Source organism: Streptomyces sp. NPDC007164, from assembly GCF_040634135.1.
GTDB lineage: Bacteria > Actinomycetota > Actinomycetes > Streptomycetales > Streptomycetaceae > Streptomyces > Streptomyces sanglieri.
On record NZ_JBEYFB010000009.1, the window covers coordinates 146,415 to 158,913 of the forward strand.

Genomic DNA, 12,499 nt, shown 5'->3' on the forward strand with positions numbered 1-12,499 from the left:
TGACCGGTGTGACGCAGTCTGCCTACCTCAGATACCCCCATGTCCAGGGCGATTCGATCGCCTTCACCGCCGAGGACGATGTCTGGCTGGCGCCGTTGGACGGCGGCCGAGCCTGGCGCGTCTGCGCCGACAACCGGCCGGTCGCCGGCCCCCGGATATCGCCCGACGGAACCCGGGTCGCCTGGACGACCACCCGGGACGGGGCCCCGGAGGTGCACATCGCACCGGCCGACGGCGGCCCCGCCCAGCGGCTCACCCACTGGGGCGACGCACGGACCGCCGTGCACGGCTGGACGCCCGAGGGCGAGGTGCTGGTCGTCAGCTCCCAGGGACAGGCATCGCTCCGGCGTACCTGGGCCAGGGCCGTCCCCGTCGACGGCGGACCCGCCCGGACCCTGCCGTACGGGCCGGTCGGCTCGGTCGCGTACGGGCCCGGCGGCCGGGTCCTGCTGCTCTCGGTCACCATGGGGCGCGAGGCCGCCGCATGGAAGCGCTACCGGGGCGGCACGGCGGGCAAGCTGTGGATCGAGCAGGAGTCCCCGGCGGACGGCCCGGCGGAGTTCGTACGGCTCCACGGCGACCTCGACGGGAACATCGAATGCCCGATGTGGGTGGGCGAGCGGGTGGCCTTCCTCTCCGACCACGAAGGCGTCGGCGCGGTCTACTCCTCGCTCCCCGACGGCACCGACCTGCGCCGCCACACCGGAATCGAGGGCTTCTACGCCCGCCACGCGTCCACCGACGGCACCCGCGTCGCCTATGCCTCGGCCGGTGAACTCTGGCTGCTGGACGACCTCGCGGGCGACGGGCCCCGCCGCGTCGACATCCGGCTCGGCGGCCAGCGCGCCGACCTCCAGCCGCACCACGTGCACGCCGGCAGCCACCTCGACGCCGCGTCCCCGGACCGCACCGGCCGGGGCAGCGCCGTCGGGACGCGCGGCGCCGTCCACTGGGTCACCCACAGCGGGGGCCCGGCCCGCGCGCTCGCCGTCGAACCGGGCGTACGGGCCCGGCTGCCCCGCACCTTCCAGGCCGACGGCGACCAGCACGTCGTCTGGGTCACCGACGCCGAGGGCGACGACGCCCTGGAGTGCGCGCCCGCCACCGGAACCGCCCCCGGCGCCGTGCCGCGCCGCCTCGCCGCAGGCCGTATCGGCCGGGTCCTCGACCTGACCCCGGCCCCCGACGGCAGCCGGTTCGCCGTCGCCGCGCACGACGGGCGGATCCTGATCGTCGAGCGGGAGAGCGGCGAGGTCCACGAGGTGGACCGCAGCGAGCACGGCGAAGCCTCCGGCCTCGTCTTCTCGCCCGACTCCTCCTGGCTGGCCTGGTCCCACCCCGGGCCCGAGCCGCTCAGCCAACTCAAGCTCGCGCACCTCGCCGATCTGTCGGTCACCGAGGCCACCCCGCTGCGCTTCCGGGACTTCGCCCCCGCGTTCACCGGCGACGGCAAGCACCTCGCGTTCCTCTCCGAGCGCTCCTTCGACCCGGTCTACGACGCCCATGTCTTCGACCTGGCGTTCATCGGCGCCTGCCGCCCGCACCTGCTGACGCTCGCCGCCACCACACCCTCCCCGTTCGGACCGCAGCGCCACGGCCGCCCGATCGAGAAGAGCGGCGGCGAGGGTGACCAGGACAACCCGACGGCGCTGCCCGTCACCCGGATCGACCTCGAAGGGCTCGCCGACCGGATCGTGCCGCTGCCCGTCGAGGCCGCCAGCTACTCCACGCTGTGCGCCGCGAAGGACGGGCTGCTGTGGCTGAGCCACCCGGTGACCGGGGTACTCGGCACCAGCGGCCCCACCCCCGACGCCCGGCACCCCGAGACCGTCCTGGAGCGGTACGACCTGGAGAAGCTGCGCTGCGAGCAGCTCGCCTCCGGCGTCGAGGACTTCGCGGTCAGCGGCGACGGCAAGCGGATCGTCATGCAGACCCGGGGCAAGCTGCGCGCCGTACCGTCCGACAGCCATGTCGCGGCCGATGACGACGACGGCGGCAGCGACGGCGGCGTCACCGTCGACCTCTCCCGGATCCGGCGGATCCTCGAACCGGCCGCCGAATGGCGCCAGATGTACAACGAGGCCGGGCGCATCATGCGGGACAACTACTGGCGCTCCGACATGGGCGGCCTCGACTGGAGCGGGGTCCTGGACCGCTACCGCCCGGTGCTGGAGCGGGTCGCCACCCACGACGACCTGATGGACCTGCTCTGGGAGGTGCAGGGGGAGCTCGGCACCTCGCACGCCTATGTGAGGCCGTCCGGCGGATGGGGTGACGACTCGTCCCGGCAGGGGCTGCTCGGTGCGGACATCTCCCGTACGGACGAGGGCAGTTGGCGGATCGACCGGATCCTGCCGTCCGAGACCTCCGACCCGGACGCCCGCTCCCCGCTCGCCGCGCCCGGCGTGGCGGTGCGCGCCGGGGACGCGATCATCGCCGTCGACGGTCACCCGGTCGACCCGGTGACCGGGCCCGGACCGCTGCTCACCGGCTCGGCGGACAAGCCGGTCGAGCTGACCGTCTCGCCGGTGGACGGCGGAAACGCCCGCCATGTCGTCGTCGTACCGGTCGCCGACGAGGAGGCGCTGCGCTACCACGCCTGGGTCGCCGACCGGCGGGCCTACGTGCACGAGCACTCCGGCGGACGCCTCGGCTACCTCCACGTCCCCGACATGGTCGGCTCGGGCTGGGCGCAGCTCCACCGCGACCTGCGGATCGAAGTGGCCCGCGAGGGGCTGGTCGTGGACGTCCGGGAGAACCGGGGCGGCCACACCTCGCAGCTGATCGTGGAGAAGCTCGCCCGTCGTGTCGTCGGCTGGGACCTGCCGCGCGGCAGGCGGCCGTTCAGCTACCCGCAGGACGCGCCGCGCGGCCCCGTGGTCGCCGTGGCCAACGAGTTCTCCGGCTCGGACGGCGACATCGTGAACGCCGCGATCAAGGCGCTGGGCATCGGGCCGGTCGTCGGCACCCGGACCTGGGGCGGTGTGGTCGGCATCGACAGCAAGTACCGGCTGGTGGACGGGACGTCGGTCACCCAGCCCAAGTTCGCGTTCTGGTTCGAGGGCTACGGCTGGGGCGTGGAGAACCACGGGGTCGATCCCGATGTCGAGGTCGTGATGACACCGCAGGACCATGTGGCGGGCCGGGATCCGCAGTTGGACGAGGCGATCCGGATCGCGCTGGAGTCGCTGGCCGGGACGCCGGCGAAGCGGGCGCCGGAGTTGCCGGGGCTGCCGGAGGCGTAGGGGGCGTAGGGGGCGGGTGAGGGTGGGGTGCGCCTGCGGCGGGCCTGGTCCCCTGCCCGCCCCTTCCCGTAACCGGGGGCTCTGCCCCCGGACCCCCGCTCCTCAAGCGCCGGAGGGGCTGGGATACGAGCGCCGGAGGGGCCGGGTTTCGGGGTCCGGAAGGGCTGGTTTCCGGGCCCGATAGCATGCCGTACAACGATCACCACCACCGTCACCACCTACCGAGGAGCCTCCCCATGGCAGGAGAACCGCAGCCCGACTGCCTGTTCTGCAAGATCGTCTCGGGTGAGATCCCGGCAACCATCGTCCGCGAGACCGAGACCACCGTCGCCTTCCGGGACATCAACCCGCAGGCCCCCACGCACGTACTCGTCATCCCCCGCGTCCACCACCCGGACGCCGCCGCGCTCGCCGCCGCCGAGCCGGGCATCGCCGCCGACATACTGCGTGAGGCCGGACAGGTCGCCGCCGACGAGAAGATCGTGGACACCGGCTACCGGGTCGTCTTCAACACCGGCGCCGGTGCCGGCCAGACCGTCTTCCACGCGCACGCCCACGTCCTGGGCGGCCGCGGACTTCAGTGGCCCCCCGGCTAGCGCGGCCCGCACACCGTGTCCGTACGCGAACTCGTGGTCCTCGGCACCGCCAGCCAGGTCCCGACCAGACACCGCAACCACAACGGCTACCTGCTGCGCTGGGACGGCGAGGGCATCCTCTTCGACCCCGGTGAGGGCACCCAGCGCCAGATGCTGCGGGCCGGTGTCGCCGCGCACGACATCGACCGGATCTGCGTCACGCACTTCCACGGCGACCACTCGCTGGGCCTGGCCGGGGTGATCCAGCGGATCAACCTCGACCAGGTCCAGCACCCGGTCACCGCGCACTACCCGGCGAGCGGGCAGCACTTCTTCGAGCGGCTGCGGTACGCCACCGCCTACCGCGAGTCCGTCGAGCTGACCGAGGCCCCGGTCGCCGCCGACGGGGTGCTCGCCACCACCGACGCGTACACGCTCAGTGCCCACCGGCTCTCGCACCCCGTCGAGTCGTACGGCTACCGGCTCGTCGAACCCGACGGGCGCCGCATGCTGCCCGGGAAACTGGCCGAGCACGGCATCAAGGGGCCCGACGTCGGCCGGATCCGGCGCGAGGGAGCCATCGGCGGCGTCACGCTGGACGACGTCTCCGAGCGCAGGCGCGGCCAGCGGTTCGCGTTCATCATGGACACGAGGCTCTGCGACGGCGTGCAGGTGCTCGCCGAGGGCTGCGACCTGCTGGTCATCGAGTCGACCTTCCTCGACGAGGACGAACGGCTCGCCACCGACCACGGCCATCTGACCGCCGGGCAGGCGGCCCGGGTGGCCCGGGAAGCGGAAGTGCGGCACCTCGTGCTGACGCACTTCTCGCAGCGGTACGACGACCCGGCCGTCTTCGAGACCCAGGTCCGTGCGGCGGGCTTCGAGGGCGAACTGACCGTCGCCCAGGACCTCAGCCGTATCGCCGTGCCCACCCGGCACCTCTGAACCCACCAGCACCACATCAGCACCACACCAGCACCACCGTCTGTGAGCGTGAAATACCCGTGCCCCTTCCCAAAGCCGAGCTCCACCTGCACATCGAAGGCACCCTCGAACCCGAGTCGGCCTTCGCGCTCGCCGCGCGCAACGGCGTTCAGCTGCCGTACGCGGACACCGAGGAGCTGCGCACCGCCTACCTCTTCGACGACCTGCAGAGCTTCCTCGACCTGTACTACGCGCTGATGGCGGTGCTGCGGACCGAACAGGACTTCGAGGAGCTCGCCGACGCCTACCTCGCCCGCGCCGCGGCGCAGGGCGTCCGGCACGCGGAGATCTTCTTCGACCCGCAGGCGCACACCGCCCGCGGCGTCCCGATCGGCACCGTCGTCGAGGGGCTCGGCCGGGCGCTGGACCGCAGCGAGGAGAAGCACGGCATCTCCACCCAGCTGATCATGTGCTTCCTGCGCGACGAATCCGCCGAGTCGGCACTGGAGACGCTGGAGGCGGCGAAGCCGTATCTGCACCGGATCAGCGCGGTCGGCCTGGACTCGGCGGAGGTCGGCCACCCGCCCGTCAAGTTCCGTGAGGTGTACGAGGCGGCCGGGGCGCTCGGGCTGCGCAAGGTCGCCCACGCCGGCGAGGAGGGCCCGCCCGAGTACATCCGGGAGGCGCTGGACGTCCTCGGGGTCGAGCGCATCGACCACGGACTGCGCTGCATGGAGGACCCGGAGCTGGTGGAGCGGCTGGTCGCGGACCGGGTGCCGCTCACCCTGTGCCCGCTGTCCAACGTACGGCTGCGCGCCATCGACACCCTGGAGGAGCACCCGCTGCGGGCCATGATGGACGCCGGACTGCTCTGCACGGTGAACTCCGACGACCCCGCCTACTTCGGCGGATACGTCGGGGACACCTTCCACGCCGTCCACGAGGCGCTCGCCCTGGACCGGGAGCGGCTGCGCACCCTGGCCCGCAACTCCTTCGAGGCGGCCTTCCTCGACCACGACGAGGAGCGCAGGGCGCGCTATCTGTCCGAGGTCGAGGCGTACGCGTTCGACTGACCGGCCCCGCCCGCCGGGCCGGCCGTCCGGAACGCGGTCCTGACCGGGCGCCTGCGGCGCACCGGCAGGCTGATCTCCGTGACGGCCTGCTCGGGCGCGCCCAGCCTGGGTACGGCGCCGGGCACCGCTCCGGTGGTGACGGCGAGCAGCGCGGCCGGGGCGCCGCCCCTGCGGCGCACCGATCCCGGCACCAGCGGACGGCCACCGGTGTGCAGGGCGACGGCTGTGACCGGGGCCGCGACCAGGAGCGTCACGGCGCCCAGGATCAGGCCCATGACCGGGTAGCCGGCCTGCTCGGAGAGCACACTGCCGAGGACCGGTCCGCAGGCCACCCCGACGGACGAGGCGGAGCCCGCGAGGACCGCCCAGCGGCCGCGTACGTCCAGGGAAGCGGCCAGGCCGATCAGGTACGACAGGACCACGGGGTAGACCGTGTTCCAGAGGATCTCGCCGGTCGCGAACTGGCCGAGGTTCCCGGCCGACGAGCTGAGCACGATGCTCGCCGCGATGATCATGGTGCCCAGGCCGATCGGCACCGCCCGTCCGAGCCTGGCGCCCAGCATCCCGGCGCCCATCACTCCGAGCAGACCCGCACCGAGCGCGGCGGCGAACACCGCGCCGATGGTGACCTCGGAGAGCCCGACCCGGTCCACCCCGATCCGGCTGCTGACGCCCCACAGCGCGTTCTGCGCCATCGACCAGACGAGCATGCCGCCCGCGAGCACCAGCCCGGAGCGGCGGTGCGGCAGCCGGCCGGCGACCGGGGCGGCCGGACCGGCCGGCGTGACACCGCCGAGCCGCGCCGTGGCGGGCCAGACGAGCAGCGCGACCACGGCGATCGAGGCGAACGGCAGCCGGTGGCCGCCGCCGAGGTGCGGGATCGACAGATACAGGGCGCCCGCCGTCGCGGAGACGCTGAGCAGCCCGAGCGACGAGGTGCGGTGCGGATCGCGCTGGGCGGCGATGCCCGCGGCGGCCACCGCGGTCGCCGTGCCGGAGCCGAAGCCGCCGATCATCGCGCCCATGACCACCAGCGGCACCGACCCGGCCAGGGCGGCGCAGCCGTACCCCACCATGGCCAGCACCAGCCCGATCCGGGCCGGCCGCCGCGGGCCGTAGGTCTCGACCCGGCCCGCCAGCGTGAACCCGGCGGTCGCCGAACTCACCAGCAGGGCGCTGCCGACCAGGCCGGCCTGCGCCGTACTGAGGCCCAGATAGACGGAGAGCCGCCCGACGATGGTGGGGAGCAGATAGGCGGCGAGGTAACCGGCGGTGAACACGGCTACCAGGGGCCACGCGGCGCGAGGGCGCGAGGACATGGGCGTTCCTGAGGACATGCCTGAGGCGGCAGAGAAGGCAGGGGAGGGCAATGCGGGAAATATGAGGAATTCGGGCCACTCTTCGGTAACTGTCACCGACTGGGCTCGCGGGCCAATTTGTATCAACTGCGGCCAGTCGACCGAAAGCCGCCCCAGTGTGATCCGGGTCACATATGCGTTTACCCTCCGGAAGCCCGGGTAGCAGCGCATGTTTATGCAGGTCGAAGCCCACATATGAGGCGCCCTGACAAGCCCTTCGCGGTCGGCGGCGCGCACCCTCCGGTTACGGCGACGAATCGGGCACACTGGCCAGATCTGCCACGACCGGGGAGTGCAAGGTGAGCACGGACATTCCAGCGGACATTCCAGGTATCGACCCACTGGACGGGCTGCGCGCCCCGCAGGACCCGGACTGCGACGTCTTCCTCACCGGCACGGTCTTCCTCGACATCATCTTCACCGGCCTGGACAGCGCCCCGGTGCGCGGCACCGAGTCCTGGGCGCGCGGCATGGGCTCCAGCCCCGGCGGGGTCGCCAACATGGCGACCGCCCTGGCGAGACTGGGGCTGCACACCTCGCTGGCCGCCGCGTTCGGCGACGACCACTACGGGGAGTACTGCTGGGACGCCCTCGAACAGGGCGAGGGCATCGACCTGTCCATGTCGCACACCGTCCCCGGCTGGCACTCGCCGGTGACCGTCTCTATGGCGTACGAGGGCGAGCGGACGATGGTCTCGCACGGCCACGAGGCCCCCGGCCCCGCGGTCCCCGCCGGGGAACCCGCGTTCCCGTGCTGTCCGCCCCGCGCCCGTGCCGCCGTCGCCTCGCTCGCCCCCGGCCGCAGCGAGCCCTGGGTCGCCATCGCGGCCCGCAACGGCGCCCGGATCTTCGCCGACGTCGGCTGGGACGACACCGGCCGCTGGGACCTGGACGCCCTCACCGACCTGGAACACTGCCAGGCCTTCCTGCCCAACGCCGAGGAAGCGATGCGCTACACCCGCACCGACTGCCCCCGCGCCGCCGCCCACGCCCTGGCCGAGCGGGTGCCGCTCGCCGTGGTCACACTCGGCGCGGAGGGCGCCTACGCGGTGGACTCGGCGACCGGGGCGAGCGCCGAGGTGCCCGCGATCGAGGTCGAGGCGCTCGACCCCACCGGCGCGGGCGACGTCTTCGTCGCGGGCTTCGTCACGGGAACCCTGGCGGACTGGCCGCTGGCCGACCGGCTGGCCTTCGCCGGACTGACCGCGGCGCTCTCCGTCCAGGAGTTCGGCGGATCGCTCTCGGCGCCCGGCTGGGCGGAGATCGGCGCCTGGTGGCAGCAGATCCGCACCTTCGCCGACCAGGACCCGGCCGCGCTCCAGCGGTACGCCTTCCTGGACGAGCTGCTGCCCGCCGCCGCCCGGCCCTGGCCGCTGCGCCGGGCGGTCCCCACGATCGGTTTCCGCCACCCCGTCTGACCGGCGGGCGCGCCCGCCGGTCGCGAGCCTGTGCGAAAAAGCCCTCGGTGTTGCCGGTGCGGAGTCGTAGGCTTGGTAATCCGAGAGGTTGTCGATCGGCGAGAGCCTTGTAACGGGAGGAATGTGCAGGCCACAGAGCCGGCCCATGACTCAGACACCCACAGCCCAGACCCCAGCGCCGAGGCAGGCGCGAGCCCACTTCACCGTCCCCGCCAACCATCCGATGGTGACCGTTCTGGGCTCCGGTGACGCCTTGTTGCGCGTGATCGAGACGGCCTTCCCGGCGGCCGACATCCACGTCCGGGGAAACGAGGTCAGCGCCGCCGGTGACGCGGCGGAAGTCGCGCTGATCCAGCGCCTGTTCGACCAGATGATGCTGGTGCTCCGCACCGGTCAGCCGATGACGGAGGACGCAGTGGAACGCTCGATCGCCATGCTCAGGGCGACTGAGAACGGCGAGGGGGACGGCCAGGAGACCCCGGCCGAGGTGCTCACCCAGAACATCCTCTCCAGCCGCGGTCGCACGATCCGCCCCAAGACGCTCAACCAGAAGCGGTACGTCGACGCGATCGACAAGCACACGATCGTGTTCGGCATCGGCCCCGCCGGTACCGGCAAGACCTATCTCGCCATGGCGAAGGCCGTCCAGGCCCTCCAGTCCAAGCAGGTCAACCGGATCATCCTGACCCGCCCCGCCGTCGAGGCGGGCGAGCGGCTCGGCTTCCTCCCCGGCACGCTCTACGAGAAGATCGACCCGTACCTGCGCCCGCTCTACGACGCGCTGCACGACATGCTCGACCCCGACTCGATCCCGCGGCTGATGGCAGCGGGCACCATCGAGGTGGCGCCGCTGGCGTACATGAGGGGCAGGACCCTCAATGACGCCTTCATCATCCTCGACGAGGCGCAGAACACCAGCGCCGAGCAGATGAAGATGTTCCTGACCCGGCTCGGCTTCGACTCGAAGATCGTCATCACCGGTGACGTCACCCAGGTCGACCTGCCGAACGGCACCAAGAGCGGTCTGCGCCAGGTCCAGGAGATCCTGGACGGCGTCGAGGACGTGCACTTCTCCCGGCTCACCTCCCAGGATGTCGTCCGGCACAAGCTCGTCGGCCGTATCGTCGACGCGTACGAGAAGTACGACAACCGAGACAGCCACAAACGGAAGTAGTCGCAGCGCACCATGTCGATCGACGTCAACAACGAGTCCGGAACCGAGGTCGACGAGCAGGCGATCCTCGACATCGCCCGCTACGCGCTCGCGCGGATGCGGATCCACCCGCTCTCCGAGCTCTCGGTGATCGTGGTGGACACCGACGCCATGGAACAGCTCCACATCCAGTGGATGGACCTCCCGGGCCCGACCGATGTCATGTCCTTCCCGATGGACGAGCTGCGTCCGCCGGCCAAGGACGACGAGGAGCCCCCGCAGGGGCTCCTCGGTGACATCGTGCTCTGCCCGGAGGTCGCCAAGAAGCAGGGCGAGGACGCGGAGACCGGGCACTCCATGGACGAGGAGCTCCAGCTCCTCACGGTCCACGGAGTGCTGCATCTCCTCGGGTACGACCACGAGGAGCCGGACGAGAAGGCCGAGATGTTCGGCCTCCAGGCCGCGATCGTCGACGGCTGGCGCGCCGAGCACGGCCTGACCGGCCCGTCGCCCGCCCCCACCGTCTCGTGAGCGTTCCTCTCGTCCTCGGGGCCGTCCTGCTGGTCGTCGTCGGCTGGCTGGCGGCCTGCGCGGAGGCGGGCATCGCCCGGGTCTCCAGCTTCCGGGCCGCCGAGGCGGTCCGTTCCGGGCGGCGCGGCAGCGGGAAGCTGGAACAGGTCGCGGCGGACCCGACCCGCTATCTCAACGTCGCCCTGCTGGTGCGGGTCGCCTGCGAGATGTCGGCGGCCGTGCTCGTCACGTACGCCTGCCTGAAGGAACTCCCGGAGACCTGGGAGGCGCTGGCCGTCGCCATGGGCGTGATGGTCCTCGTCTCCTACGTCGCCATCGGCGTCTCGCCGCGCACCATCGGCCGCCAGCACCCGCTGAACACGGCCACCGCCGCGGCGTACGTCCTGCTGCCGCTGGCCAGGGTCATGGGCCCGATCCCGCAGCTGCTGATCCTCATCGGCAACGCGCTGACCCCGGGCAAGGGGTTCCGCAAGGGCCCGTTCGCCAGCGAGGCCGAACTGCGCGCGATGGTCGACCTCGCCGAGGCGGAGTCGCTGATCGAGGACGAGGAGCGCCGCATGGTGCACTCCGTCTTCGAGCTCGGCGACACGCTCGTGCGCGAGGTCATGGTGCCGCGGACGGATCTGGTCTGCATCGAGCGCTACAAGACGATCCGGCAGGCGCTGACCCTGGCGCTGCGCTCCGGCTTCTCGCGGATCCCGGTCACCGGGGAGAACGAGGACGACATCGTCGGCATCGTGTATCTCAAGGACCTGGTCCGCAAGACCCACATCAACCGCGAGTCGGAGGCCGATCTGGTCTCCACCGCGATGCGGCCGGCGTCCTTCGTGCCCGACACCAAGAACGCCGGCGATCTGCTGCGCGAGATGCAGCAGGAACGCAGCCATGTCGCCGTCGTGATCGACGAGTACGGCGGCACGGCGGGCATCGTCACCATCGAGGACATCCTCGAAGAGATCGTCGGCGAGATCACCGACGAGTACGACCGCGAACTCCCGCCCGTCCAGGAGCTGGGGAACGACTGCTTCCGGGTGACCGCGCGCCTCGACATCGGCGACCTCGGGGAGCTGTTCGGCCTCGACGAGTACGACGACGAGGACGTGGAGACCGTCGGCGGACTGCTGGCCAAGGCGCTGGGGCGGGTCCCGATCGCCGGGGCCTCGGCTGTCGTCGACCTCCCGGACGGCCGCCGGCTGCGGCTGACCGCGGAGTCCCCGGCGGGCCGCCGCAACAAGATCGTCACGGTGCTGGTGGAGCCCGTGGCGGCCCAGGGGGAGGACGAGGGGTGACCCCGCAGCAGCTCAGGGCGTTCTGCCTGGAGTTCAACGCGAGCGCCGAGGAGTTCCCGTTCGGCCCCGAGATCTCGGTCTTCAAAGTGCTCGGCAAGATGTTCGCGCTCAGCACGCTGGACGCCCGGCCGCTGACGGTGAACCTGAAGTGCGACCCGGACGAGGCGGTGCGGCTGCGGGAGAAGTACGACGCGGTGGTGCCGGGCTGGCACATGAACAAACGGCACTGGAACACGGTGACGGTGTCCGGGGTGCCGGACCGGGTGCTCCGCGAGCTGATCGAGGACTCCTACGACCTGGTGGTGGCGGGGCTGCCGAAGGCGCAACGGCTCCGGCTCGACCGGCCGTAGGCGGTGCGCGTGCCCGTGCGCCCGGTTCGTATGCTCGGCACATGACTGAGAGCACCGACCTCGGCCCCGAGGACCGCAAGATCGTCACGCTGGCGCGCAGCGCCCGCGCCCGCAACGGTGTGCCGGAGGGCGCGGCCGTACGGGACGAGACCGGACGTACGTATGTCGCGGGCACCGTCCGGCTGGAGTCGCTGAAGCTCAGCGCGCTGCAGACCGCCGTGGCGATGGCCGTGGCCAGCGGGGCCACCTCGCTGGAGGCGGCCGCGGTCGTCTCCGAGGCCGAGACCCCGTCGGACGAGGACCGCGCCGCGGTACGGGACCTGGGCGGCCCGGACACCCCGGTCCTGCTCGCCGGGCCCGACGGCACCCTGCGGATCAGCGTGACGGCCGGCTGACGGCGGATGCGGTCGGGATCCCTCCGGCACAGGGATCTTGACAGCATCTGATGGACCATCAGTCGATGCGTTTCGCTGCCATTGACTTCTTTTCGGCCGGAGCCGTCAATGGGCCCCCGTCGGCGCGGAGAGCCGCTGCGCCGCATCCGCAGGAGGGGGCTCCATGCGTCCGACCGACCGAAGAATCA

At 72.0% G+C, this 12,499-nt stretch carries 11 protein-coding genes; 10 read left to right on the forward strand and 1 reads right to left on the reverse strand.

What is annotated here, in order from left to right; genetic code table 11:
• Positions 1-8 precede the first annotated feature (8 nt).
• From ABZ622_RS15290 to ABZ622_RS15305, 4 genes are all read left to right on the forward strand, one after another.
• Positions 9-3,245, forward strand: a complete 3,237-nt coding sequence (locus ABZ622_RS15290; protein ID WP_360543178.1) for a PDZ domain-containing protein — start codon at positions 9-11, stop codon at positions 3,243-3,245.
• 236 nt (positions 3,246-3,481) lie between these two features.
• On the forward strand, positions 3,482-3,841 hold the full coding sequence (locus ABZ622_RS15295; protein WP_124717777.1) for a histidine triad nucleotide-binding protein: 360 nt from the start codon (positions 3,482-3,484) through the stop codon (positions 3,839-3,841).
• Between the two features lie 15 nt (positions 3,842-3,856).
• The gene (locus ABZ622_RS15300; RefSeq protein ID WP_360543180.1) at positions 3,857-4,765 is read left to right on the forward strand and encodes a ribonuclease Z; all 909 of its coding nucleotides are present in this window, start codon (positions 3,857-3,859) and stop codon (positions 4,763-4,765) included.
• Between the two features lie 59 nt (positions 4,766-4,824).
• The gene (locus tag ABZ622_RS15305) at positions 4,825-5,817 is read left to right on the forward strand and encodes an adenosine deaminase (RefSeq protein ID WP_360543182.1); all 993 of its coding nucleotides are present in this window, start codon (positions 4,825-4,827) and stop codon (positions 5,815-5,817) included.
• Here the strand turns inward: ABZ622_RS15305 and ABZ622_RS15310 are convergent.
• On the reverse strand, positions 5,781-7,136 hold the full coding sequence (locus ABZ622_RS15310; RefSeq protein WP_360543184.1) for an MFS transporter: 1,356 nt from the start codon (positions 7,134-7,136) through the stop codon (positions 5,781-5,783). The two genes, ABZ622_RS15305 and ABZ622_RS15310, sit on opposite strands and share 37 nt — an antisense overlap.
• A gap of 350 nt (positions 7,137-7,486) precedes the next feature.
• On the opposite strand from ABZ622_RS15310, the gene ABZ622_RS15315 reads away from it, so the two are divergent.
• The 6 genes from ABZ622_RS15315 (at position 7,487) to ABZ622_RS15340 (ending at position 12,311) form a co-directional block, all read left to right on the forward strand.
• On the forward strand, positions 7,487-8,593 hold the full coding sequence (locus ABZ622_RS15315) for a PfkB family carbohydrate kinase (protein ID WP_360543287.1): 1,107 nt from the start codon (positions 7,487-7,489) through the stop codon (positions 8,591-8,593).
• Between the two features lie 145 nt (positions 8,594-8,738).
• Positions 8,739-9,767 carry a PhoH family protein gene (locus tag ABZ622_RS15320; RefSeq protein WP_360543186.1) on the forward strand — a complete coding sequence of 343 codons (1,029 nt, stop codon included), beginning with the start codon at positions 8,739-8,741 and terminating at the stop codon, positions 9,765-9,767.
• Between the two features lie 12 nt (positions 9,768-9,779).
• The gene (ybeY, locus tag ABZ622_RS15325) at positions 9,780-10,277 is read left to right on the forward strand and encodes an rRNA maturation RNase YbeY (protein ID WP_124717782.1); all 498 of its coding nucleotides are present in this window, start codon (positions 9,780-9,782) and stop codon (positions 10,275-10,277) included.
• A complete protein-coding gene (locus ABZ622_RS15330) occupies positions 10,274-11,566 on the forward strand; it encodes a hemolysin family protein (RefSeq protein ID WP_360543188.1) in 1,293 nt (430 codons plus the stop codon). The genes ybeY and ABZ622_RS15330 overlap by 4 nt, the downstream gene beginning before the upstream one ends.
• Positions 11,563-11,916 carry an MmcQ/YjbR family DNA-binding protein gene (locus tag ABZ622_RS15335; RefSeq protein WP_360543190.1) on the forward strand — a complete coding sequence of 118 codons (354 nt, stop codon included), beginning with the start codon at positions 11,563-11,565 and terminating at the stop codon, positions 11,914-11,916. Before ABZ622_RS15330 ends, ABZ622_RS15335 begins: the two co-directional genes overlap by 4 nt.
• A 41-nt stretch (positions 11,917-11,957) precedes the next feature.
• The gene (locus ABZ622_RS15340; RefSeq protein WP_124717785.1) at positions 11,958-12,311 is read left to right on the forward strand and encodes a cytidine deaminase; all 354 of its coding nucleotides are present in this window, start codon (positions 11,958-11,960) and stop codon (positions 12,309-12,311) included.
• Positions 12,312-12,499 lie beyond the last annotated feature (188 nt).